At 60.9% G+C, this 24,143-nt stretch carries 24 protein-coding genes and 1 pseudogene; 8 read left to right on the top strand and 17 right to left on the bottom strand.

The window, feature by feature from the left end:
- Positions 1 to 129: 129 nt before the first annotated feature.
- From gnd to C5F70_RS07845, 3 genes are read left to right on the top strand one after another with little or no spacing between them, the layout of a single operon-like run.
- Positions 130 to 1,113, top strand: a complete 984-nt coding sequence (gnd, locus tag C5F70_RS07835) for a phosphogluconate dehydrogenase (NAD(+)-dependent, decarboxylating) (protein ID WP_017848384.1) — start codon at positions 130 to 132, stop codon at positions 1,111 to 1,113.
- Positions 1,110 to 2,633, top strand: a complete 1,524-nt coding sequence (gene zwf / locus C5F70_RS07840) for a glucose-6-phosphate dehydrogenase (protein ID WP_017848385.1) — start codon at positions 1,110 to 1,112, stop codon at positions 2,631 to 2,633. Before gnd ends, zwf begins: the two co-directional genes overlap by 4 nt.
- Complete coding sequence (locus C5F70_RS07845; RefSeq protein WP_104903049.1) at positions 2,630 to 3,478, top strand: Cof-type HAD-IIB family hydrolase; 849 nt, start codon at positions 2,630 to 2,632, stop codon at positions 3,476 to 3,478. The genes zwf and C5F70_RS07845 overlap by 4 nt, the downstream gene beginning before the upstream one ends.
- A 73-nt stretch (positions 3,479 to 3,551) precedes the next feature.
- Here the strand turns inward: C5F70_RS07845 and C5F70_RS07850 are convergent, their stop codons facing one another.
- Complete coding sequence (locus C5F70_RS07850) at positions 3,552 to 3,812, bottom strand: hypothetical protein (protein ID WP_017848387.1); 261 nt, start codon at positions 3,810 to 3,812, stop codon at positions 3,552 to 3,554.
- A 345-nt stretch (positions 3,813 to 4,157) separates the two neighbouring features.
- Between C5F70_RS07850 and C5F70_RS07855 the strand changes: the two genes are divergently transcribed.
- Positions 4,158 to 5,483 carry a sigma-54 dependent transcriptional regulator gene (locus C5F70_RS07855; protein WP_017848388.1) on the top strand — a complete coding sequence of 442 codons (1,326 nt, stop codon included), beginning with the start codon at positions 4,158 to 4,160 and terminating at the stop codon, positions 5,481 to 5,483.
- Between the two features lie 64 nt (positions 5,484 to 5,547).
- Here the strand turns inward: C5F70_RS07855 and C5F70_RS07860 are convergent, their stop codons facing one another.
- The 7 genes and pseudogenes from C5F70_RS07860 to C5F70_RS07890 form a co-directional block, all read right to left on the bottom strand.
- A complete protein-coding gene (locus C5F70_RS07860; RefSeq protein WP_026140201.1) occupies positions 5,548 to 6,849 on the bottom strand; it encodes a hypothetical protein in 1,302 nt (433 codons plus the stop codon).
- A 50-nt stretch (positions 6,850 to 6,899) separates the two neighbouring features.
- Entirely contained in the window at positions 6,900 to 7,643 is a 744-nt protein-coding gene (locus C5F70_RS07865) for a hypothetical protein (RefSeq protein WP_104903050.1), read from the bottom strand.
- Positions 7,644 to 7,681: 38 nt separating this feature from the next.
- Entirely contained in the window at positions 7,682 to 8,362 is a 681-nt protein-coding gene (locus tag C5F70_RS07870) for a C39 family peptidase (RefSeq protein WP_017848391.1), read from the bottom strand.
- Positions 8,363 to 8,423: 61 nt separating this feature from the next.
- Positions 8,424 to 9,179, bottom strand: a complete 756-nt coding sequence (locus C5F70_RS07875) for a hypothetical protein (RefSeq protein WP_104903051.1) — start codon at positions 9,177 to 9,179, stop codon at positions 8,424 to 8,426.
- A gap of 68 nt (positions 9,180 to 9,247) precedes the next feature.
- The gene (locus tag C5F70_RS07880; RefSeq protein WP_017848393.1) at positions 9,248 to 9,799 is read right to left on the bottom strand and encodes a hypothetical protein; all 552 of its coding nucleotides are present in this window, start codon (positions 9,797 to 9,799) and stop codon (positions 9,248 to 9,250) included.
- Positions 9,799 to 10,250: pseudogene (locus C5F70_RS07885) on the bottom strand (hypothetical protein). Before C5F70_RS07885 ends, C5F70_RS07880 begins: the two are co-directional and overlap by 1 nt.
- Before the next feature lie 330 nt (positions 10,251 to 10,580).
- A complete protein-coding gene (locus tag C5F70_RS07890) occupies positions 10,581 to 11,570 on the bottom strand; it encodes a FecR family protein (protein ID WP_102618174.1) in 990 nt (329 codons plus the stop codon).
- Between the two features lie 267 nt (positions 11,571 to 11,837).
- On the opposite strand from C5F70_RS07890, the gene C5F70_RS07895 reads away from it, so the two are divergent.
- Complete coding sequence (locus C5F70_RS07895) at positions 11,838 to 12,872, top strand: Ldh family oxidoreductase (RefSeq protein ID WP_017848396.1); 1,035 nt, start codon at positions 11,838 to 11,840, stop codon at positions 12,870 to 12,872.
- Positions 12,873 to 12,932: 60 nt separating this feature from the next.
- Here the strand turns inward: C5F70_RS07895 and C5F70_RS07900 are convergent, their stop codons facing one another.
- Positions 12,933 to 13,253, bottom strand: a complete 321-nt coding sequence (locus tag C5F70_RS07900; protein ID WP_017848397.1) for a YqjD family protein — start codon at positions 13,251 to 13,253, stop codon at positions 12,933 to 12,935.
- A gap of 162 nt (positions 13,254 to 13,415) precedes the next feature.
- On the opposite strand from C5F70_RS07900, the gene C5F70_RS07905 reads away from it, so the two are divergent.
- Entirely contained in the window at positions 13,416 to 13,670 is a 255-nt protein-coding gene (locus C5F70_RS07905; protein ID WP_017848398.1) for a hypothetical protein, read from the top strand.
- On the opposite strand, the gene C5F70_RS07910 is transcribed toward C5F70_RS07905, so the two are convergent.
- Positions 13,642 to 14,571: a LysR family transcriptional regulator gene (locus C5F70_RS07910; RefSeq protein ID WP_079443641.1), complete on the bottom strand. Its 930-nt coding sequence runs from the start codon at positions 14,569 to 14,571 to the stop codon at positions 13,642 to 13,644. The two genes, C5F70_RS07905 and C5F70_RS07910, sit on opposite strands and share 29 nt — an antisense overlap.
- An 83-nt stretch (positions 14,572 to 14,654) precedes the next feature.
- Between C5F70_RS07910 and C5F70_RS07915 the strand changes: the two genes are divergently transcribed.
- Complete coding sequence (locus C5F70_RS07915) at positions 14,655 to 15,581, top strand: carbon-nitrogen hydrolase family protein (RefSeq protein ID WP_026140204.1); 927 nt, start codon at positions 14,655 to 14,657, stop codon at positions 15,579 to 15,581.
- 46 nt (positions 15,582 to 15,627) lie between these two features.
- On the opposite strand, the gene C5F70_RS07920 is transcribed toward C5F70_RS07915, so the two are convergent.
- The 3 genes from C5F70_RS07920 to C5F70_RS07930 are packed head-to-tail and all read right to left on the bottom strand — an operon-like array spanning position 15,628 to position 18,087.
- On the bottom strand, positions 15,628 to 16,179 hold the full coding sequence (locus tag C5F70_RS07920; RefSeq protein ID WP_017848401.1) for a GNAT family N-acetyltransferase: 552 nt from the start codon (positions 16,177 to 16,179) through the stop codon (positions 15,628 to 15,630).
- A 6-nt stretch (positions 16,180 to 16,185) separates the two neighbouring features.
- Positions 16,186 to 16,647 (bottom strand): LEA type 2 family protein, encoded by a 462-nt coding sequence (locus C5F70_RS07925; protein WP_017848402.1) that lies wholly within the window; start codon positions 16,645 to 16,647, stop codon positions 16,186 to 16,188.
- Between the two features lie 12 nt (positions 16,648 to 16,659).
- The gene (locus tag C5F70_RS07930; RefSeq protein WP_046383168.1) at positions 16,660 to 18,087 is read right to left on the bottom strand and encodes a nucleobase:cation symporter-2 family protein; all 1,428 of its coding nucleotides are present in this window, start codon (positions 18,085 to 18,087) and stop codon (positions 16,660 to 16,662) included.
- Positions 18,088 to 18,396: 309 nt separating this feature from the next.
- On the opposite strand from C5F70_RS07930, the gene C5F70_RS07935 reads away from it, so the two are divergent.
- Entirely contained in the window at positions 18,397 to 19,947 is a 1,551-nt protein-coding gene (locus tag C5F70_RS07935; protein ID WP_371920062.1) for a methyl-accepting chemotaxis protein, read from the top strand.
- A gap of 136 nt (positions 19,948 to 20,083) precedes the next feature.
- Here C5F70_RS07935 and C5F70_RS07940 read toward each other — a convergent pair whose 3' ends face one another.
- From C5F70_RS07940 to C5F70_RS07955, 4 genes are read right to left on the bottom strand one after another with little or no spacing between them, the layout of a single operon-like run.
- A complete protein-coding gene (locus C5F70_RS07940; protein ID WP_104903053.1) occupies positions 20,084 to 21,061 on the bottom strand; it encodes an NAD(P)-dependent oxidoreductase in 978 nt (325 codons plus the stop codon).
- Positions 21,061 to 22,356 carry an MFS transporter gene (locus tag C5F70_RS07945; RefSeq protein ID WP_104903054.1) on the bottom strand — a complete coding sequence of 432 codons (1,296 nt, stop codon included), beginning with the start codon at positions 22,354 to 22,356 and terminating at the stop codon, positions 21,061 to 21,063. Before C5F70_RS07945 ends, C5F70_RS07940 begins: the two co-directional genes overlap by 1 nt.
- A gap of 45 nt (positions 22,357 to 22,401) precedes the next feature.
- A complete protein-coding gene (locus C5F70_RS07950; protein WP_017848407.1) occupies positions 22,402 to 23,343 on the bottom strand; it encodes a sugar kinase in 942 nt (313 codons plus the stop codon).
- Positions 23,336 to 24,118, bottom strand: a complete 783-nt coding sequence (locus C5F70_RS07955; protein ID WP_104903055.1) for a sugar phosphate isomerase/epimerase — start codon at positions 24,116 to 24,118, stop codon at positions 23,336 to 23,338. The genes C5F70_RS07950 and C5F70_RS07955 overlap by 8 nt, the downstream gene beginning before the upstream one ends.
- Positions 24,119 to 24,143 lie beyond the last annotated feature (25 nt).

Raw genomic sequence — 24,143 nt, forward strand, 5'->3', positions numbered from 1 at the left:
GGCGGTAATGGTGAAATGCTGGCTACTTTTTCTCATGAAACTATACCGATCCGCTCTGAACTAACCCTCATTAGCCTCATTGCGCTATAAACTATGTCACACATTTTTAGTAGTTAGGAGCATCAGCACATGCAACTGGGGATTATTGGACTAGGCCGCATGGGCGGTAATATTGCGCGGCGCCTGATGCTCAATGGGCATACCACCGTTGTTTACGACCGTAACGAAGCATTTGTCAAAGGCCTGAGCGAAGAGGGCGCCACCGGCGTTGCCGATTTGAAGGCGCTGGTCGCCGGGCTGCAGAAGCCTCGCGCCGTGTGGGTGATGTTGCCGGCAGGCGACCCCACCGAAAACACCATCAATGAACTGAGCGACCTGCTGGACCACGGTGACGTGATCATCGACGGCGGCAACACCAACTACAAGGACGACGTGCGTCGTGCCAAGGCCCTGTCGGAAAAAGGCCTGCACTACGTCGACGTCGGCACCTCGGGCGGCGTCTGGGGCCTGGAGCGTGGCTACTGCATGATGATCGGCGGCGACGCCGCGACTGTACAGCGCCTTGATCCGATCTTCGCCAGCCTGGCGCCGGGCCTGGGTTCCATCCCCCGTACCAAGGACCGCTCGGCCGCCGCAGACCCCCGCGCCGAGCACGGTTACATTCATGCCGGCCCTGCAGGTTCGGGGCACTTCGTGAAGATGATTCACAACGGTATCGAGTACGGGATGATGCAGGCGTTTGCCGAAGGCTTTGACATCCTCAAGACCAAAAACTCGGAAAACCTCGCAGAAGACCAACGTTTCGACCTGAATGTTGCCGATATCGCTGAAGTCTGGCGTCGTGGCAGCGTGGTGTCGTCCTGGCTGCTGGACCTGACCGCCGACGCCTTGGCCACCGACCCGAAACTCGAGGGCTACTCCGGCTCGGTTGCCGACAGCGGCGAAGGCCGTTGGACCATCGAAGCCGCCATGGAACAAGCCGTGCCGGTGCCGGTGCTGTCCACGTCGTTGTTTGCGCGTTTCCGCTCGCGCCAGCAGAGCACCTACGGTGACAAGATGTTGTCTGCCATGCGCTTTGGCTTCGGTGGTCACGTGGAGACGTCCAAAAAATGACCGCCAACGGCAAGAAACCCAAGGCCGAACCCGCTCCTCCCACTACGCTGTTTCTGTTTGGTGCCCACGGCGACCTGGTCAAGCGCCTGCTTATGCCGGCGCTGTACAACCTGAGTCGTGACGGGCTGCTGGGCAATGGCTTGCGCATTGTCGGCGTTGATCACAACGCCATCAGCGATGCTGACTTTGCCAAGAAACTCGAGGACTTCATTCGCACCGAAGCCGCGAGCAAGGTCAAGGGCAATGCCGACAACGCACTGGACCCACAGCTGTGGGCGCAGTTGGCCAAAGGTATCAGCTACGTCGAGGGTGATTTCCTCGACGACAGCACCTACGCGGACATCGCCGAAAAAATCGCCGACAGCGGCACCGGCAATGCGGTGTTCTACCTGGCCACCGCGCCGCGCTTCTTCAGTGACGTGGTGCAGCGCCTGGGCAGTGCCGGTTTGTTGACGGAGAGCGACGATCACTTCCGCCGCGTGGTGATCGAAAAGCCGTTCGGTTCCGACCTGGCCACCGCCGAAGCCTTGAACGCCTGTTTGCTCAAGGTGATGAGCGAGAAGCAGATCTATCGCATCGACCATTACCTGGGCAAGGAAACGGTACAGAACATCCTGATCAGCCGTTTCTCCAACGTGCTGTTCGAGGCGTTCTGGAACAACCATTACATCGACCACGTACAGATCACCGCCGCCGAAACCGTCGGCGTGGAAACCCGGGGCAATTTCTTCGAAAAAACCGGCACCCTGCGTGACATGGTGCCTAATCACCTGTTCCAGCTGTTGGCAATGGTCGCCATGGAACCGCCGGCGGCGTTTGGTGCCGACGCTGTGAGGGGTGAAAAGGCCAAGGTGATCGGTGCCGTGCGCCCTTGGTCCGCAGAGGATGCGCGGGCCAATTCGGTGCGTGGCCAGTACAGCGCCGGAGAGATTGGTGGCAAGCCGGTTCCCGGTTATCGCGACGAGGCCAACGTCGCGCCCGACAGCAGCACCGAAACGTTTGTCGCCCTGAAAGTGATGATCGACAACTGGCGCTGGGTGGGTGTGCCGTTCTATCTGCGCACCGGCAAACGCATGAGCATTCGCGATACCGAGATCGTGATCTGCTTCAAGCCGGCGCCTTATGCGCAGTTCCGCGACACCGAAGTGAATGAGCTGCGGCCCACGTTCCTCAAGATCCAGATCCAGCCCAACGAAGGCATGTGGTTCGACCTGCTGGCGAAAAGGCCTGGGCCGACCTTGGACATGGCCAACATTGAGTTGGGGTTTGCCTACGAAGACTTCTTCGAAATGCAGCCGTCGACGGGTTACGAAACCTTGATCTACGACTGCATGACCGGCGACCAGACCCTGTTCCAGCGCGCCGACAACATCGAAAACGGCTGGCGTGCGGTGCAGCCGTTTCTCGATGCGTGGAAGGAAGACGACGGCATCCAGGCCTACAAGGCCGGTGAAGATGGTCCGGCGGCGGCCGATGCGTTGCTGGCCCGCGATGGCCGTGCCTGGCACTCGCTCGGATGAGTGATACTGCGAAGCATCCCATCCGGTTTGTGTTGAGTGATATGGACGGCACTTTGTTGCGCCCGGATCACACCCCGACCCAACGCACCCTTTCAACGGTTCGCGCCTTGCGTGAAGCCGGCGTGTTATTCAGCCTGGCCAGCGGGCGTCCGCCCAAGGCCATGATGCATATGGTCGAAGCATTTGGCATCGACGTGCCGGTGGCGGGCTTCAATGGTGGCACACTGGTCAACCCTGACGGCAGCGTGCTGGTCGCGCACCGGCTGCCGGCGGAGGCGGCGCTGGTGGCATTGGCGCTGTTTTCCGGCGAGCCGGACGTGGAAGTCTGGCTGTTTGCCGATGGTGAATGGCTGCGGCGCGATCCGCCTGGGCCCATGGTGGCAGTTGAAACCGCTGGCTTGGGTTATGGGCCGCTGGTGGTGGAGAGTTTTGAACCGTACCTGGATCGGGTCGACAAGATCGTCGCCGCCAGTCGCAACACGCAATTATTGATGGAGCTGGAAGCGCAATTGCAGCCCAAGGTGCAGGGCTTGGCCCAGGTCTCGCGTTCGCAACCGATCTACCTGGATGTGACCGCCATGAAAGCCAACAAAGGCGAGGCCTTGAAAACCTTGGCCGCGCACCTCGGAGTGCCGTTGGCACAGACTGCAGTGATCGGCGATGGTGGCAACGACCCGGCAATGTTTCATGTGGCCGGATTGTCGATTGCCATGGGGCAGGCTGAAGAGCCCGTCAAGCGCCAGGCGGATGTGGTCACCGGCAGCAATCTCGAAGACGGTGCGGCACAAGCGATCGAGCGGTTTATTCTCAAGGTGCCACACAAAGTGTTCGATACGCCAAGTTAGACCATCGGCGTTTAATACTGAACTTGCGAGCCCTGTCTTTTACAACACAGTGCTCGCAAGTTGCAGTTTCGGATTACTTCGGCATGGCCCAGGACTGCAACTGGTAGCCATCTTTATCGAGCTCGGCGCGCGCCTGCAACAACAAATCTTCCAGTTGTGCCGGGTCGGTATACGCGCTCGACGACAGTTGTTTAGTGCCGATGCGGGTATTGGTGCGGTCGATGACGCTCAGGCTGAGGGCACCGTTGCCATCGTGCCAGGCCACGCACTGGAAGGGTTGGAAGGCACGGTCTGCGATCAAAAGAGCTTCGTTGATGCGGAGCGGGGCGTTCATGTGGGTCTTCTCTCTAAATGCCCAATCAAGTGAGTGCCGTCGGCTGGGCTGACCGTGCGGCGAGTTACTTGTACTGATGCGCGATGGCGGGGTACGGGTCACATGTTAGAGCAACAATTTTCAACTTTCTGTGATTGACGTCATGTAAGCGGCTGTTTTGAAAGCTGAATACGCGATTCGGCAGGTACAACTTTTTTGCTGGGATGTGACGGTCGAGTGGCTTTTTGCCAAGACATATAGCAAAACGATACAAGGCAACTGTCAAGATTTTGATACTGTAATTGCCGGGCGTCACAAACCTTTGTTTATAAATAACTTTAGCAATTCTGGCGCCAAGGAATAGTCATGATTGTTACACCTGTGCAGCGCCGCTTGCTCGTGGTCGACCCCTGTGATGACTGCTATGAGTTGTTACCGGGTTTGCGTGCGGCGGGGTGGGAGGTGGACAGTTGTACGTTGGCGGCCGTGGGGGAGCGATCCTGCGATGTCGGCTTGCTGCGCTTGCAGCCGTATCACCTGGAGCGGCCCGAAGCCGTCAAGGAACTGATCAGCCGCAGCGGCACCGAGTGGATCGCGGTGCTCACCCAAGAGGTGTTGCGCTTGCAGAATGTCGGCGATTTTGTCTGCGAATGGTTTTTTGACTTCCATACCTTGCCGTTCGATGTGTCCAGGGTGCAGGTCACCCTCGGCCGCGCCTTTGGCATGGCAAGGCTGCGGGGCAAGGGCTACACCGCGGTGGACGAGCCTGAACATGAACTGCTGGGCGACAGCCGACCGATCCGCGAGCTGCGCAAGTTATTGTCCAAATTGGCGCCCACCGAGTCCCCGGTCCTGATCCGCGGCGACAGCGGCACCGGCAAAGAGCTGGTGGCCAAAACCCTGCACCGCCAATCCCAGCGCCATGCCAAGCCGTTTGTCGCGATCAACTGCGGCGCGATCCCGGAGCACCTGATCCAATCCGAACTGTTTGGCCACGAAAAGGGCGCGTTTACCGGCGCCCACCAGCGTAAGATCGGGCGGATCGAAGCGGCCAATGGCGGCACGTTGTTTCTTGATGAGATCGGCGATTTGCCGATGGAGCTGCAGGCCAACCTGCTGCGATTCCTGCAGGAAAAACAGATCGAACGCGTCGGCGGCAGCCAGCCGATCCCGGTGGATGTGCGAGTGCTGGCGGCGACCCACGTCGACCTGGAAGCGGCCGTGGCGAAGGGTACGTTTCGTGAAGACTTGTATTACCGTTTGAATGTGCTGCAAGTAGTCACGGCGCCGTTGCGCGAGCGCCACGGTGACGTCGCCATGCTGGCCAACCACTTTGCGCGCTTCTACAGCCAGGAAACCGGGCGCCGCCCCCGCAGCTTCAGCGAAGACGCCCTGGTGGCCATGGGGCACCACCCTTGGCCGGGCAATGTGCGTGAGCTGGCCAACCGCGTGCGCCGAGGCCTGGTGCTGGCCGAAGGGCGGCAAATCGAAGCCGTTGATCTGGGTTTGCAGAGTCAGCAGGCAATTTCGTCGCCGATGGCTACACTGGAAGACTATAAACACCGCGCCGAACGCCAGGCGCTGTGCGATGTGCTCAACCGGCACAGCGACAACCTGAGTGTCGCGGCCCGTGTGCTGGGGATTTCCCGGCCGACGTTTTACCGGTTGTTGCACAAACACCAGATCCGCTAGGGCGGGTAAACCGAAAAGCCCCGCAACGACCCTTATCGTTGCGGGGCTTTTCCCTGTGCGCGGTTTAGAAGTAGTACGGGAATTTCAGGCTGAAGGTGAAGTCCGGCGCATCATCCGTCATGCCAATGGCCAGGTTCGGCACGATCGTCAGGTTATCCGACGCCGCGATGGTCATGCCCACGTTGAAGTAACCGGCGTTGGCGTCGCTGGAGACCACCGATTGCCAATCCCCGCCGTCTGGCTTGAGCTTGCTCTTGCGTTGGACCAGGTCGGAAACCGAGAACGACATACTCATCTTCTCGTTGAGGGCGAAGGCGACACCGACGCCGAACTGGAAGCTGTCACCCAGGCGGACTTTGCCGCCGACCTTCTGATTCACGTCACTGCTGATATCGTCAAACGAGTCCTCGAAGTTATGGGTATAGGAGAGCGAGCCAAACAACACCGCCGGGTCGAACGTCTTGACCAGGGAAATGCCCGGCGTGACCGACCAGACGCCATTGCCGGTGGGCAGGCTTTCCGGCACGTAGAGGTTGTCGTTGGTGGTTTGCTTGACCAGTTTGATGCCAAACGGCTCTTTACCCGTTGGCGCCTTGACCCGCACCGACACGACTGCATCCGGCAAGTTGGCGGTTTCGTCGAGGAACTTGTAAGCGACACCGAAGTTGACATCGCCGATGGTCGGGTCGCGGGTCACTGACGCTTCCGACGTGGCCTGGGCATTGTTGCCGGCACCGCCGGATTGGTAGGTGGACTCGCGGTAGACCACTGGCACGTTGACGTCGAATTGCCAGCGGTTATCGACGTTGTAGCGTCCGGTCAGGTCCAGCGTCCAGTTATCCGCCTTGATTCGGTCAAGGTTGATATTACCCAGGAAAATCGAGTCCAGAGCGAGGAAACCGTTGACGGTCAACTGACGGGCGTCGTAGCGCGCATAAGTTATGCCGGTTTCGAAGCTGAATTTGCCGTTGCCGAAGAAGCCGCTGGCTTCGTTGTAAAGGTTGCTGACGCTTTGCGCAGGCGCCGAGTCGTCCTTAAGCGACTGCCCATAGGAACTGCCGCCGCCACCCGCTCCCCCGGAGGCAGCTGCCGCGCCTGTACCTGCGACGGTGGTCCCACCTTTTTTGAAGTCCGACGGGGATTTTGCCAGACGTTTGGGCGCTGGAGTCGCCGGCTGGTCTTCGACCTGGCGCACCCGTTGTTCCAGCACCGCCAGGGCCTTTTGCTGCACGTCGTAACGCTGTTTGAGTTCCAAGAGTTCTTGTTTGAGCGTCTCGATATCGGCGTCCGGCGCGGCATACAACATGGACGCAGGTAAGAGCGTACTTAAACAAACAACCGCACGTAATGATAGCGATCGATGCATGAAATAAGCCGTCCTTTTTTAATGCGTAAAGTGTCGAGGCTCAGCGTAGTTCAATATCCGAGAGTGCGTAGGCCTTTGAGTTGGTCAAGATTGCAGTTCAGCGCGCCATTGTTCAGGCTGTTGCCCATGACAATGTTGAGCTGGGTCATATTGTTGACAAAATTCGTGTTGCCGGTAAGCACCGTACCTTGCAGTACATTGCCAGCACCGATCTGTTGAAGGCTGTTGCCCTGGTTGTTATTGGCCTGAATGGCCATTTGCAAGCCACCGTTCCTGGCCGAAACGGCAACATCGCCTGCCGCACTGCTGCCGGTGACCACGCCTCCGGCGACCAGCACCTGGCCTGATTGCACCAGGTTGCCCGGTGCGAGGCCGTTTTCGGTGACGTTGATGCCGACATTGTTGTAAGCAGTGTTGCCATCGCCGGCCGCACGCACGCTTTGGGTCACGCCTTGGCCGCTGCCCAGGCCCGCGCCGCCGACTACCGAACCGGTGCCTGTGGTCTGGTTGGTGCCCGTGCCTTTGACGCCGACGGTCTGTACGTAAAACTGCGGGGTGATGGTCGTCTTGTCGATCTGCATGCTGGCTTTGCCGGTGATCGAGTCACCCACCGAGTTGGTCCAGGTGCTGCTCATGACGATGCCGAAGCTGATGATCCGCCCCGGCATCACATAACGACCACGCAACTCAGCCATTTCCGAGTCTTTCAGTTCGATAGGCTTGAACCCCGATGAAGCATAAGCGGGCATTGAGGCTGCCAGACACAAGACCGTCAGCCAACGGGAAGTGTTCATCTCTCGCTCCTGGAGCTTCCTGCCCCTAATGGCGCTTCTTAGAAGAAGTCGCTTTGGATAAAACCGAAGTCCATCAGCTCGGCATCGCCCACGGGTCTGAATTCATTCAGTTTGTTCTTGGCACTGAGAGGGGTAGGCGGGTCAAGCAGGACATTGGCCTTGTCATAACCTTCGCCCAACACCGCAAATACGATGCCATTCCAACCCTTGACGAAATCGTCGCGCGAATAGCGTTTGTGGCCCAGCACCGGGTCGCCGATGTATACCCAGTCCTTGTCTGCGCGTTGCATCACCACGAAGTGCTTGTAGCCCCGGATTTCCAGCAGCACCACCACAGGGATCTTCACGGTCACCAGAGTGTCTGGTGCGATCTTGTAGCCCCGGGCACGCATGCCGATGCTTTCGAGATAGCGCTTCATGTCCAGCATGGAAAAACCCTGGGTGCGTACCAGGTTCTGGTCGGCGTTGACCAGCATGCCTTTGATGATGTGTTCTTCGTCGACGTCCAGCCAGTAGGCTTGGCGCAGGATGGTGGCAAGTGCCGCAGCACCGCAGCTGAAATCGGTTTTCTGTTCCACCAGGTTGGCGAACCGACGCTCACGGATACTCTCGACCTTTTTATAGATGACTGCACCGCCGGGCATGGCGGAGATCGCCATCGTGCCTGCCCATGTTGGGCCGGTGAGCAACATCAGGAGGGTGAGGGTCGCGAGGCGCATGATCGAATGACCTGTTGGACACTGGAATAAAAAAGGGCCTTGTTGCCAAGGCCCCGTTGGATCAGAAGCGAACGCCGCTGGCGCAGCTGCTGCAACCCTGACCGATGGACAGGCTGTTGCTGCTTTGGTTGCCCAAGCCCGACTGCAGGTTTACGCCTACGTTGCCGGAGTTGCTGTTAACCGAGTTGTCGAGGCTCGAGTTATTGGACACATACTGAGGTTTGCCGCCATAGCCATAGCCATAACCGTGGCTGGTAGCAGCGGCGTTCAGGTAGCTGTTGCCGAGCGAGTTTTGCTCGGTGTTGGCCGCTGCCGCGATATTTTTGCCGTCAGCGGTAGTGATTGCCATGTTGTTTTTACCCTGGTTGCCTTGACCGGCCTGGCCGTTGTAACCCAGGTTGCCAGAGTTGCTGTTAAGCGAGTTGTCCAGGGAGGCGTTGTTTTGCGTGCCTTTGTTGGAGTAGGTGTTCAGCAAGCTGTTTTGATTGACATCGACCACGGCGAATACCGACGCGAAGTCGCCTTTGGCGCTGGAGATGGCAGCAGAGTTGTCTGCTTGGTTGCCACTGCCAGCCTGGACGTTGACCCCAGTGTTACCACTGTTGCTGTTTACCGAGCCATCGGCCGAAGCGTTGTTTTCGGTTTTGGTGTCGTCGAACTTGTTGCCAGCGCTATTTTGTACGTCTGTCACAACAGCGGCCACAACCCCGGTAGGTTGAGGGGCCGGATGCCAGCCACCACCATTTGCTTGTGCAGCAGCAGCCATCAGCGCGGCCAGAGCGAAAACCATTGGTTTCAGAGCCATTTGAGGTTTCATGGTGTTTCTCCTTGCTTCTAATTTAGTTGGTTAAGTGTTGGTACGGTCTAGCGAGTACTACCAAGCATTTACTTGATAGTGATGCCCAGGGTGTTAGCCACTCGGTTCCCCACCCCTGCACTCTGGTTCACCTGAATCACTCCTCGGCTGCCTGTGAAGGCCTGGTCGCTTGTGACGACCTGGCGACTGCCAGTGGTAGGGGTGAACCCTGAGTCGGTTGCCAGCGTCGTCGTGTTCTGCTGCAACAGGACGCTGTCGTCGATGCTTTGCGGGCCAGGGTTGATGCTGACCCGCACGGCATTGATTGATTGGTTATTCGCCCCGGCTGTCTGGTTGATGCCCAGCATGCCGTTGCCATTGGTAAAAGAGGTTCCTGCGATCGCGGCCTTGGCGTTCAGCGACGGGTCGACCTTGCCGTTCAGGTTTTGGATATTGACGGTGGTGGCTTGTCCACCCAGTGTGATGGCACGGTTGTTGGCCGTTTGCTGTTGGATGCCGGCCGACTGGTTGATCGAGAAGTTGCCGTTGTAGTTTTTTCCGCTGTTGTTGATCACCGCGGAGTCGTCTGCCCATGCAGTGGTGCTGCTCAGCAGGGCGAGGATCAGAAGAGTGCGATTCATTACTTGCCCCCCATCATGTTGCCAATGTTGTTCAGGGGGCCATGCCGCGCTGGATCGAGTTGCTGATCTGGCCGCCCATGCTGCTGCCCGCGCCGTGGCCGGCCGTTGCACCGGTACCCAGTGTCGACATGCTGCTTTGCGTGGAGGTCACGCCAGACAAGTTCCCCGCAGTCTGTATGGAACGGGCGATGCTCGAGCCACTGCTGATGCCGCCGATATCCAAATCGCTGAGTTCACTTGAGGTGGCACTGTTGATTTCTCTGCTGGGATTGGCGTTGGCAGTGGTGGGGTAGGGGTCTGGACCGAACGATGCGCGACCGTACATATGACCTTGCACTTCACGCCCGGTCACGATGACACCGTCGGCAGCAAAGCTCGGAACGCTGACGCCGATGCTGAGTACACAGCTGACCAGCAGTACATTCATCGAACCTTGAGTGAGTGTGATCACGGCGGCATTCCTTTTTCGTTGCGCTGACCCTAAACAGCGCTGTAAGGAATAGAGCAGAAGGCGTGCCGCTTTTGTTTTGTTGTTGTTAATCAGATAGATATGAAACATAGCAGGCTAAGTGATGGCCATGCTGTTTCAGCGCTGATACACCGCGCCGATGCCAGCCCGATGGCCGGCCCGCAGGTCATGCTTTCGGGAGGTTGTATCAGTGATGTAACACTGCGTATGACAAAACGATGAAGCCGCGCTGTCAGGGCCGCTCAGAGGAGGAGGGTGTTTCAGAAATGGACACTGCGGGCGCAATCAGGCTCGCAGGGACAGGCAGAAGCCTCAGCCCTTGGGCGCTTTACGTGGGATGGAGTTGAGGACGGGATTGCCATCTTGGTTCTGGGTCAGGTAGACCGGCAAAACCTTGGGCAGGGAGGGGACGAGGTTGTTGACCTCGCTGATGTTATAGATGCCGCCGATGCGGATCGTTCCGGTGCCGATATCGGCCAGCATCACGGGTTTGTTCAGGTAGCGGTTGATCAACGGTAACGCGTCGGCCAGGGCCAGGTTGTCCAGGACCAATTTGCCCTGGCGCCAGGCGAGGGCGCTGTCGTTGGGGTTGATCGGGCGCACGCGCGGGGTGGCATCGCCTGGTTGATAGCTGGCTTGCATGCCTGGGGTCAGCGGCACGCTGCCGTGCGCCGGGTCGCTGGAAATCTGCACCGAGCCTTCGAGCAGCATCACCCGCACCTGATTTTCGTATTTCCACACGTTGAATTGGGTGCCGGTCACGCGCACCTGTCCTTCACCGGCCTTGACGACAAACGGATGGGTGCTGTCATGGCTGACCTTGAAAAACGCCTCGCCCTTGCTCAGTGTGACCCGGCGCTGGTCCTTGTAATCGGCGTAGACCAGTTCGGTGCCCAGGTTGAGCTCAACCTGGCTGCCATCGGCCAGGGTGACCTGGCGCAGGCCATTGCTGGCCTCGAACCGTTCATAGGCAGTCGGCAACCAGCCCGCTTCCCAGCCGGTGAACGCCGCCAGGGGCAGCGCGGCCAAGCACACTGCGGCAGCCACCGCGTAATCGCGCAGCCGGCGACGCGGTCTGAACGGCGCTATGGGCGGCGCATTGCGTGGCAAGTGATCGGCCACGTCCCAGATTTCCAGCATCGCCGCGTATTCGAAGGCATGCAGCGGATGAGCATCGTGCCATTGTTGAAAGGCCTGTCGTTCGTCCGCCGTGCAATCACTTGCATGCAAGCGCATGCACCAATGCGCGGCGGCGTCGGTGATGGCGTCATATTCGGCTTCTAAAGCAGACTTTTCGGTCATTAATTCATCCTGATTTCCCACATTCTAACCTCCCGAGACCGGGGGCGAGAACAGCCTTCATGGCAATTGCGCATCAATTGAACTTTTATTCTCGTTGGGGCACGCCCAAACAGGCTGGTGATGGAGTCGCGACACACCGTAATGGACGGCGAAGCGCGTCAGGCAGTAGATAACTCAAGCGCCCGTTGACAGCAGGCACGGGAGGCGTTGTTTAATCGTCGGTCTGGATTCTTGTTGTCTCTTCCAATTACAAAATCGGAGCTACCGATGTCTGCCCAGTCCCCGAGAGTTGACAATTCTTCAGCGTTCATCGGTTTCAACGACCTGGTGGGGTTGCTGCACGCGGTGTTTGTGAAGCACGGCACGTCGCCGCAAGTGGCGCAGATCCTCGCGCACAATTGCGCCAGCGCCGAGCGCGACGGCGCCCACAGCCATGGCATCTTTCGGATGCCCGGATACATCAGCACGCTGGAGAGCGGCTGGGTCGATGGCAAGGCCACGCCGGTGGTCACGGATGTCGCTTCCGGCTTCGTGCGGGTCGACGCCGCGAATGGCTTCGCCCAACCGGCGTTGGCGGCGGCCCGTGCGTTGCTGGTGGACAAGGCCCGCAGCGCCGGTATTGCGTTGCTGGCGATACACAATTCCCATCACTTCGCCGCGCTGTGGCCGGATGTCGAACCTTTCGCCGAGCAAGGCCTGGTGGCGCTGAGCGTGGTCAACAGCATGACCTGCGTGGTGCCCCATGGCGCCGATCGCCCGCTGTTCGGTACCAACCCGATCGCGTTTGCCGCGCCACGGGCGGACGGCGCGCCGATTGTGTTCGACCTGGCCACCAGCGCCATCGCCCATGGTGACGTGCAGATTGCTGCGCGCAACGGCGAGCGCCTGCCGCCGGGCATGGGCGTCGACAGCCTGGGCCAGCCGACCCAGGACCCCAAGGCCATCCTCGAAGGCGGTGCGTTGTTGCCGTTCGGCGGGCACAAGGGCTCGGCGCTGTCGATGATGGTCGAGTTACTGGCCGCGGCCCTGACCGGCGGCAACTTCTCGTTTGAGTTCAACTGGGCCGATCACCCTGGCGCCCGCACGCCGTGGACCGGCCAGTTGTTGATCCTGATCGACCCGAGCAAAACCGCCGGGCAAAACTTCGCCGAGCGCAGCCAGGAACTGGTGCGGCAGATGCACGCGGTGGGGTTGCGGCGGTTGCCGGGGGATCGACGTCATCGCACGCGGGCGAAGTCGTTGGCGGCAGGCATTGAAGTGGACGCGCAGGCGTTGAATCAACTACGTGAGTGGGCCGTCTGAAAACCCGCGTAGCCGCTTACCTCGCCAGGGTTCGGCAGTGGCTACGCAAGGCCTACAGTATTAGTTGCGACGACCGAGCAGCAGGCCGACCACCAGGCCAAAGCCTGCCGAGATCGCCACGGTCTGCCACGGGTGACCGCCGATGTAGGTTTCGGTGGCATCCACCACCGGCTTGCTGCGCTCGCGCACATTGGACACCGAGTCGAGCGCTTGCTTGAGCTTGATAGCGACCTGCTCGCGCAGCGTTTCGCCTTCTTCGCCGACCAGGGAAGCACTGTTTTTGAGCAGTTTGTCCGACTCTTCGATCAGTGCAGTCAGTTCGCTGAACGCTTGATCCTTGATTTGATCTTCGACGACTTGGGCGGCAGATTTACGGGCCATTGTGTGACTCCTTGCAGGTAAATGTGACAGTGAACAATGGAGTGTCGGGCGGCGGCAAAAGTTGCAGTTTTTTGCCGACCGGCGTGGGTATGCGAAATCCGAATCAGGAAACTTAGACCTACAGTGTAAGATGTCACCTATTTGTGCAGCAGGAAATTCAACATGAGCTTCAATCTCGCCAACAAGACCCTCGCCGAACGCGCCGAGCTGGAAGATGAAAAGTCCCGTCTCTACGACCTGTGGCAAAGCAACCTGGGCAAGGCCAAGGGCGAAGCCGCGCGCCTGTTCGGCGAGCGCGCCAAACGCAAGGGCAAGTGGGCCGAATGGGTTCGCGCGGAACTCGACGGCATGTCGCCGCCGGAGTTCTCCAACATGGTGCGCAGCGAAGTCAACAAGCTGATGGCGGCGGCGAAGTAAAGCTGGCGACAATCGCCTCGCGCACTTTCAGCAACATCGGATCAAGCTGAGCCTGGGTGCGCCAGCCCAGTTCCACCGGGTAGCGCGGCAGCGCCAGCGGGCACGGCAGAACCTGCAAGCCGGTCATACCGGCGATGGCTTCGGCGGCGTGCCCGGGAATGGTCGCCACCGCCTGGCTGCCCTTGAGCAGAAACGGCAACGCGGCGAAGTGGCTGGTGGAGGCACACACCTGGCGGCTCAGCCCTTGTGCCGCCAGCCCTTCATCGGTGATCCCGATAAACCCGCCGGATGACACCAGCACATGCTCGCGGCTAACGAACGCGTGCAGGTCGATGCATTGCTGGCCAGGCGCCAGGCTGTGTGGGTCGACCAGGCAGCGGTAATCACCTTCTCCCAGCACCTGCCGGCTTAGGCGGCGTTCGGCAAAGCCGCCGGCGGTAATCGCCAGGTCGAGGCTGCGGTCGAGCAGGGCGGCGGCGACGATCTGGCTGTGGGTCTGACGGAAAATCACTCGCAATTTCGGCAACCGCTGGGCAATTTCCGCCATCAGGCGGCGGCCGTAGGCAATCTCGAAGTCGTCGGATAAACCCAGCACCACGGAGCGTCCCTGATACTGCTGGGTGTCCGGGTGGGTCATTGCCAGGCTCTGTCGGCAGCGGTCCAACGCCTCACTGATCACCGGCTTCAACTGGTTGGCCCGCAAGGTCGGCGCCAGGCCACGGCCGGTTCGCACGAACAGTTGGTCGCCATACACCTCGCGCAAACGCCGCAGGCCCGCGCTGATCGCCGATTGGGTGACGCCCAGGCGCAACGCTGCGCGGCTGGCGCTGGATTCGTCGTGCAGGGCTTCGAAGGTTTTCAGCAGGTTGAGGTCGACTTGGGTGATATTTATCTGGCTCATATCATTCAGCACTGAGGTGGGCTTTATTCATGATCCGGGCTGGCTGGAGAATGGGCAACCCCTCATTGTTCGGAGTGATCCTGATGCCTGTTTCTATTGTGGCCGCCTTGCAAATCGGTTCCTTGCCCGGCGGCAAGGCCGACACCCTGGCGCAAATCCTGGCGTATGAAGAGCCGATCCTGCGCAGTGGCGCGCAATTGGTGGTGATGCCCGAGGCGCTGCTGGGCGGTTATCCCAAAGGCGAAGGCTTCGGCACGCAACTCGGTTATCGCCTGCCCGAAGGTCGCGAAGCCTTTGCGCGATATTTTGCCAACGCCATCGACGTGCCCGGCGCCGAAACCGAAGCGTTGGCCGGTTTGTCGGCGCGAACCGGTGCCAGCCTGGTCCTGGGCGTGATCGAGCGCAGCGCCAGCACCTTGTATTGCACCATGCTGTACTTCGAGCCGGCGCACGGCCTGGTGGCCAAGCACCGCAAGCTGATGCCCACCGGCACCGAGCGGCTGATCTGGGGCAAGGGCGATGGTTCCACACTGCCGGTGATCGACGCGGCGGTCGGGCGCATCGGCGGCGCGGTGTGCTGGGAAAACATGATGCCCCTGCTGCGAACGGCGATGTACGCCAAGGGTGTGCAGGTATGGTGTGCGCCCACGGTGGATGAGCGCGAGATGTGGCAGGTGAGCATGCGCCACATTGCCCACGAGAGCCGCTGTTTTGTGGTCAGTGCGTGCCAGGTGCAGGCATCGCCCGCGGCGCTGGGCGTTGAGGTGGCCAACTGGCCTTCAGATCGTCCGTTGATTGCAGGCGGCAGTGTGATTGTCGGCCCCATGGGCGACATCCTGGCTGGGCCGCTGCTGGGTGAAGCCGGGCTCTTGAGCGCGCAGATCAATACCGACGATCTGGTGCGCGCACGGTATGACTATGACGTGGTGGGGCATTACGCCCGGCCGGATGTTTTCGAGCTGGTGGTCGATGAGCGGGCCAAGCCGGGCGTGCGCTACATCACGGACTGAGCGCGGTAAAACCGGTGGGAGTCAGCCCACTCCCACCGGTTGATGTCTATCGCTTGAAAGAGCGGCGATCCAGCCACTCTTCACGGGTCATTTCCCAGATGTCCCGTGGAAAAATGCCCTCGACAAACTCACCTTCGTCTGTCCTGATCAGACGCATGCCCGTGCGTTCTGAAATTCGCCGCGACTTCAGGTTGGGCGCAGCTTTCGGCACGCGCAGCACGGGCCGCTCAAGCACCTCGAACCAATAGGCGGTCACCGCCTCGCTCGCTTCGGACATCAACCCCTGGCCCTGCCATCGCGGCCCCAACCAGAACCCACGGTTATTATCGGGTTCGTCCATCAGGCTGATATTGCCGATCAATTGCTCCGGCGCGCTTTGCAGGCGGATCGCCCAATGCCATTCCTCGCCCCGGGCCATGGCGGGCAACGCGATGTGTTCCAGGTAGTGACGCGCGCCGTCAGCCGGGTAGGGCCACGGCACCAGCGCATTGAGATAACGCACCACTTCCCAATGGGGGAACTGTTGCTGGATGCCCTCGGCATCGTCGAGCGTCAGCGGGCGCAGAATCAGGCGTTGGGTGACCAAGGTCGGTTGCATGGGGGGTTACCAAGTGGCGGTATTCGGCAGGTCCAGTGTCCCACGATCGACAAACCGCATGGTGCCGAACAGCCCGCCGGCCAATTTGCCGCGCAATACGTAGGGCAGGTTGTTCAAACTCTGGGTCTGGCTCAGGCCGAGGGTTTGCCGCAACACGGAAAACGCTGAAACGCTGACCGGCACCATCAGAACCGTCTCGGAAAAACGTGGGATGCTTCCACGCTGATCACTCACCCCCGACGCCAGCGGCCGGCCATTGACCTCCAGGTCCAGGGCCACGCCGTTGTAGTCGATTGCCGTTTCATTGGGGTTCTGCACCCGCAGCTTCACGGCGAAGCGCACTTCCAGGTCCTGGCTTTGCAGCGGCTCGATGCCCACCACGTTGATAGTGACCGGGTCGCGATTGGGGAACAGGGCGCAAGCGCTCAAGGTCAGCAGCAGTATCGATAGAACCATGAGCTTGCGCATACGAAGGTGCTCCTAGTGCGTGACGTCCGGGTCTTGCATCACTTTGAGGGTTGAGGACTCCGGATCAAATTCATCTTCTTCCAGTTCTAAGAACTCTTCCGGCAGGAAAATGTTCAGCAGGATTGCACAGAACGCGCCTACGGTGATCGGCGATTCGAAGATGTTGTGCAGCGCCTTGGGCAGGTCGCGCAACACTTCCGGCACGGCGGCGACACCCAGGCCCATGCCCAGGGAGATCGCCACGATCAGCATATTGCGGCGGTGCAGGCCGGCTTCGGCGAGGATCTTGATCCCCGCCACGGCGACGGTGCCGAACATGATCAGCGTCGCGCCGCCCAATACCGGCTTGGGCATCAGTTGCAGCACCGCGCCGATCATCGGGAACAGCCCCAGCAGCACCAGCAGGCCGGCAATGAAGTACGCTACATAACGGCTGGCTACGCCGGTGAGTTGGATCACGCCGTTGTTCTGGGCGAACGTCACCATCGGCAGGCTGTTGAAGGTCGCGGCCATCGCCGAGTTGAGGCCGTCCGCCAGCAGGCCGGACTTGATGCGCTTGATGTACAGCGGCCCCTTGACCGGCTGTTGGGAAATCATCGAGTTGGCCGTCAGATCACCGGCGGCCTCCAGGGGCGAAATCAGGAAGATCACCGCCACCGGGATAAACGCCACCCAGTCGAACGAGAAGCCGTACTTGAACGGCACCGGCACGCTGATCAACGGCACCTGGGGCAAGGCCGCCATATCCACACGGCCCAGCCACCAGGCCACGATGAAGCCCAGGGTCAGGCCGATCACGATCGAACCCAGGCGCAGGAACGGGTTGTTGAAGCGGTTGAGTACTACGATGGTGAGCAGCACCAGCGCGGCCAGCCCCATATTGCTCGCGGCGCCGAGGTTGTCGGCGCCGAAGCCACCGGCCATGTCGGTGACCGCCACCTTGATCAGCGACAGGCCCATCAGGGTGATGATGGTGCCGGTCACCACCGGGGTGATCAGCTTGCGCAACTTGCCGATGAACTGGCTGAGCACGACTTCGATAAACGCCGCGAAAAAACAGATGCCGAAGATCGTCGAGAGAATCTCATCGGTGCCGCCACCCCGGGCCTTGACCATGAACCCGGCACTGAGAATCACGCTGATAAACGAAAAACTGGTGCCCTGCAGGCACAACAACCCCGAACCGATCGGGCCGAACGTGCGCGCCTGCACAAAAGTGCCGAGCCCCGACACGAACAAGGCCATGCTCACCAGGTACGGCACCTCGCTTTCCAGGCCCAGCACGCCGCCGACGATCAGCGTAGGGGTGATGATGCCGACAAAGCTCGCCAACACATGCTGCAAGGCGGCAAACATTGCGGCAGAGAAGTGCGGACGGTCTTCCAGGCCGTAGATCAGGTCGGATTTATAGCGCGGGCGCGGGGCTTGAGCGTCAGACAAAATGCGGGCTCTGGACAGAAAATGGAGGCGCAGGATGCCAGAAACCGGAGATCGTCAGAAGTGTAAAAAAATATTTATGGAGGCCCTGCGAAAACCGCTGGGCCTGCCGATATCTTTCATAGGCCCACCCAACAATGACAACAAGTGGTGACCAAGGTCAGAGCAGCGTGTTGACGCCAGCTGATCATTCCGCTGCAGGGATGCGCGCAGACACTCCTTCTTGAGAATACCTCTATGTCTCTTCGTCATCTGAATATTGCCCCTCGAGCGTCTCTCGGTTTCGCATTCATTGCGTTGTTGGTGGTTGTATTGGGAGTGTTTGCAGTCAACCGCATGACGCTGATCCGTCAGGCGTCGGTGGATATGAGCAGCAACCAACTGCCCAGCGTGGCCTACTTGGGCAGCCTCACGGAAAACGTGTTGCGCATGCGTATCTTGTCGTTCCGCGTATTGGTCAACCGTGAACCGGCTGCGTTGCAAGAGGCGCAAACGCGCATCGCCGTACTGATCGACAAGGTCAGAGCCGCCCAGGCCGGTTACTCAGCGTTACCTTCCGTGCCTGAGGAAGCGGCCCTGTACAAGACGTTTGTCGGCACCTTGGACAACTACCTGACGGCCCAGGCCGAGATGCTGGCCCTGTCCCAGCAAAACAAGGTCGATGAGATGCGCGCCTTGATCAATACCCGGATCAAGAACGGCACCGATCAGATGGGCGAGCAGTTGAACAAGCTGATCGCCCTCAACTCCGCTGGCGCCAAGCAGGCCAGCGAGCAGGCCGGACGCAGCTATGACAGCGCGATCAGCGGGATCGTCGTGGTGGCCGTGGCCGCCGCCTTGCTCACGGTACTGTTGGCCTGGTTGCTGACCCGCAGCATCGTCACACCGCTGCGCAAAGCCGTGGAAGTGGCGCAAACCATTGCCGGCGGCGACTTGAGCAAAGTCATTGAAGACGATGGCAAGGATGAACCGGCGCGTTTGATCAGTGCGTTGTCGGCCATGCAAACCAACTTGCGCCAGACCATCCAGCACATCGCCGGTTCGGCCACGCAATTGGCCTCGGCGGCGGAAGAGTTGAGCGCCGTCACCGAAGAAGCCTCCAAAGGCTTGCAGCAACAAAACAACGAAATCGACCAGGCCGCCACGGCCGTCAATGAGATGACTGCTGCCGTGGAAGAGGTGGCGCGGAACGCCGTGTCCACCTCCGAAGCCTCCACGCAGTCCAACCAGGCGGCACGGGAAGGCCGCGACCGGGTGGTTGAGACCGTCGGCGCGATCCAGACCATGACCCAGGATGTGCAAAACACCTCGCTGCTGATCGAAGGTCTGGCCACTCAGGGGCGCGACATCGGTAAGGTCCTCGACGTGATCCGGGCGATTGCCGAGCAGACCAACCTGCTGGCGCTCAACGCGGCGATTGAAGCCGCCCGCGCCGGTGAAGCCGGGCGCGGCTTCGCGGTGGTGGCCGACGAGGTGCGGGCCCTGGCCCATCGCACCGCGCAGTCGACCCAGGAAATCGAGAAAATGGTCGCCGGTATCCAGAACGGCACCGGTGAAGCCGTGCAATCCATGCAACAGAGCAACCAGCGCACCCATAACACCCTGGAAATGGCCCGCGCGGCCGGCGTGGCTCTGGAGCAGATCACTCAGTCGATCAGCCTGATCAACGAGCGCAACCTGGTGATCGCCAGCGCCTCGGAAGAACAGGCCCAGGTGTCCCGTGAAGTAGACCGCAACCTGGTCAACATCCGCGACCTGGCGACCCAGTCGGCGGCGGGCGCCAACCAGACCAGCGTGGCCAGCCATGAGCTGTCGCGCCTGGCGGTGGATTTGAATGCGATGGTGGCCAGGTTCGTTATCTGAGCCACTTTGCAATGCAATCCCAATGTGGGAGGGGGCTTGCCCCCGATAGCAATGGGTCAGTCAACTCATCTACTGACTGATCCAGCGCCATCGGGAGCAAGCTCCCTCCCACATTCGCTCTATGTGGTGTCAGAAGCTATTGCATCCAGGCGCCTGGATTCACCAGGTTTTTCGGCTTCTGACCGGCGAGCGCCGCGAGCAGATTATCCACCGCGCACTCGGCCATTGCTTCCCGCGTCTCATGGGTCGCCGAGCCGATATGCGGCGTGGCCACCACATTGTTCAAGCGCAGCAACGGCGAGTCGTGGGGCAGCGGCTCGCGCTCGAACACATCCAGCCCCGCCGCGCGAATCGTGCGCTGCTGCAAGGCCTCGACCAGCGCGGCTTCATCCACCACCTTGCCGCGGGAGATATTGATAAAGATCGTCTCCGGGCCCATCTGGGCGAATTCTTGCGCGCCGATCAACCGCTCGGTTTCGGCGGTGAGCGGCAGTGTCAGGCAGACGAAGTCTGCTTGTTGCAGCAAGTCGTTCAGGCGCCGGTACTGCGCGCCGAACCGTTCTTCCACCTGTGGTTTGGGCGAGTGACTGTGGTAGAGCACCGGCATGCCGAAGCCGAAATGCCCGCGCTGGGCCAGCGCTTCACCAATGCGGCCCATGCCGATGATGCCCAGGGTCTTGCCATGCACGTCGCTGCCGAAATGCGCCGGGCCGATGTTCTTGTGCCACTGGCCGGCACGCACCATATCGGCCAGTTCGACCACCCGGCGTGCGGTGGCGAGGATCAGCGCGAAGCCGGTGTCGGCGGTGGTTTCGGTGAGCACATCGGGCGTGTTGCTGAGCAGGATGCCGCGCCGGGTCAGGTACTCGATGTCGTAGTTGTCGACGCCGACGGACACGCTGGCCACCGCCTCCAGTTGCGGTGCCAGGTCCAGCAACGCGGCGTCCAGGCGCAGGCTCGCGCCCAGCAACCCCTGGGCGCCGGGGAGGGCGTCGCGCAGTTTGGCCAGGCCGGGCGGGTCGAGCGCGTCGATCAGCGTGACCTCGGCGTGCTCATGCAGCCGGGCCATCAGCGGCGCGGAGAGTTTTTTGTACAGAACGACAGACTTTTTCATCAGGTCTTCACCTTTAATTCGAGGGACTGCAACGGCGCGCACTCGCGGTCGCTGGCGCCGGGCTTGAGGAACATCGTCAGCACCACCGAGACCATCAACGCGCCGCTCATCAGCAGGTAAGAGGCGCCGGGGGAACCGGTGCTGCTATTGAGGTAACCCACCAGGTACGAACCGCCGAACGAACCGAGCGCGCCCATGCTGTTGATCAACGCCATGGCGCCGCCGGCGACGTTGGCCGGCAGGATCTCCGGGACAATCGCGAAAAACGGTCCATAGGGCGCATACATGCACGCGCCGGCAATCACCAGCAGGGTGTAGGACCACCAGAAATGTTCGGCGCCGAGCACGTAGGACGCATAGAAAGCTATAGAGGCGATCAACAACGGCGGCCACACAAACCGCTTACGTTTTTGCAGCTTGTCCGAACCCCACGACACCACCAGCATGCCGATCACCGCCGCCAGGTACGGCAGCGCCGACAACCAGCCGGCCTCGACCATGTCCATCTGCAAACCGGCCTTGAGGATCGACGGCAGCCACAGCACAAAGCCGTACACGCCGATGCTCCAGCAGAAGAACTGCAGCGCGAGGATGATCACCTTGGGCGAGCGAAACGCTTCGGCGTAGTTCTTCACCGCTTTGATCCCCACCTGTTCGGCGGCGAGGGCGGTTTCCAACTGGTGCTTTTCGCTGTCGCTCAACCACCGGGCATCCTTGGGCCGCTCATCGGCCAGGCGCCACCAGATAAACGCCCACAGCACCGCCGGCAGGCCTTCGACGATGAACATCCAACGCCAGCTGAAATGCTGCACCAGGTAGCCGGACACCACCGACATCCACAGCATGGTCACCGGGTTGCCGAGGATCAGGAACGTATTGGCCCGCGAGCGTTCGGCACGGGTGAACCAGTGGCACAGGTACACCAGCATCGCCGGCATCACCGCCGCTTCGACCACGCCGAGCATGAAGCGAATGGCGATCAGCATGTAGGCGTTGGACACCACGCCGGTCAGGGTGGCCAGGCCGCCCCAGAGGATCAGGCTGACGAAAATCAACTTCTTCACGCTGCGCTTTTGCGCGTAGATCGCGCCCGGCACCTGGAAGAAAAAGTAACCGAGGAAGAACAGTGCGCCGAGCAGGGACGACATGCCCGGTGTGATCATCAGGTCTTCAGCCATGCCGCTGGCGGCGGCGAAACCGTAGTTGGCGCGGTCCAGGTACGCCAGGCTGTAGGTGATAAAGACGATGGGCATGATGTACCACCAACGGCGGGTGGCGAGTTTCAAGGTATCCATGGGGTTGCTCCTGAGCTTGTTGTAGTTGTGGCAACAGGGAGTGGGTCAAGCAACGGATCGGGTCGGCAGCTCCGTGCGTGTGGGTAAGCCTTCCATATCGCCGCGGCTCTGCACGGCACGGCTGCCGATCCAGTTGCCGCGGTGTACCGCCTCGGGGAAGCTGAGGTTTTCCAGCAGGGCGCTGATCATGCCGACGGCAAAGCCATCACCGGCGCCGACGGTGTCGACCACTTTGTCCACGCTCACGGCGGCGACAAAGCCTTGGTCCAGTTGGGTACGGTAATACGCGCCGTCCGGGCCGAGCTTGATGGCCACGGCTTCGGCGCCCTGGTCCAGGTAAAACGCGGCGATGTCCGCCGGGTCGTCGAAACCGGTAAGCAAGCGACCTTCGCTCAACCCCGGCAAGACCCAATCGGCCAAGCCTGCGAGGGCGTTGATCTCGCGGATCATCTGCTGCTGGCTGGGCCACAGCGCCGGGCGCAGGTTCGGGTCGAACGACACGCTGCGCCCGGCCTTGCGCATTTGCGTCATCAGCTCGCGGGACAACTCGCCGGTGGCCTCGGACAAGGCCGGCGGGATACCGGTGGCGTGCAGGTGGCGCGCCTGCAGCAGCGCCGGGCTGATGGCTGCGATGGATAAATGGCTGGCCGCCGAGCCCTTGCGGAAGTACTCGACCTGGGGATCATCGCCGGCCTCTTCGCGGGACTTGAGCTGAAAACCGGTGGGGTGCAGCGGGTCGACCGCCACGTGCCGGCAATCCAGGCCTTGTTGCTTGAGCGTGTCGAGCACAAAGCGGCCCAGGGAGTCGTTGCCCACCCGGCTTAGCCAGGCGACGTTGAAGCCCAGGCGCGACAGGCCGATGGCGACATTGCTGTCGGCCCCGGCGATGCGTTTGTGGAAGTGGCCCACTTGGGCCAGGTCGCCGCTCTGTTCGGCGACAAACATCGCCATGGTTTCGCCGAACGACAGGATATCGATCTCAGACATGGGCGTACTCCGCACGGGGTTGGCCAAGCAGGGCGAGGGTGGCGACCTGCCGGGCGGTGACTTCGACCAGGTCATCGCCTTGCAGCGGGAATTCCACCGCCCGGGTAATACCTTGAGTCATGTGGCCCAGCAGTTGTTCCCACAGATGCAGGTCGGTGGCGCCGGGCGGCAGCGCCACCAGCTTGCCGTCCGCACGACGCGCCACCGCCTTGCAGTGCAGGTAGTCGACATGCCGGCCGAGCAGGCGCGCGGCGGTGAGCGCGGACTGGTCCTGCCAGTGCCAGTTACCGATATCGAACGTCATCTTCACCGGCAGGCCAAGGCGCTCGACTTTGCTGAAGAAACGTTGCAGCGGTTCGATGCGGCCGCCATGCAGGGTCTGGTCGTTTTCCACCAGCAACTTGACCGGGTGGCGGTTGAGCAGGGCGTGCAGGCTGTGCAGGTCGTTGGTATCGGTGAAGTAGCCGAGGGAGACTTTCAGCCAGCGCGCACCAAAGGCCTGGGCGCGATCAAGGGTGGCGGCGAGCTCGGCATTCGGCTGGGCGCGGCCGGCGACCCACAGTTCCAGCGGCGAAGAGAACACGCACTCCAGGCCTTGTTCGGCCGCCGCCCGGGCCAGTTGTGCCGGTTGTTCAATGGTCAGCAGCTCTTCGCGCCACTCGATGCGCCGGGCACCGGCCGCCGCCAGCAGGGCGACAAAACTCAATTGGCCCTGCTGGCGGACGAGGTCGGCGCCGTAGCTGGAAAGGCTGATGGAGACGGGGTATTCATGCATGATTGTGTACCTCTGAAACCGGTTT

It is taken from the genome of Pseudomonas sp. LH1G9 (genome assembly GCF_002949975.1).
GTDB lineage: Bacteria > Pseudomonadota > Gammaproteobacteria > Pseudomonadales > Pseudomonadaceae > Aquipseudomonas > Aquipseudomonas veronii.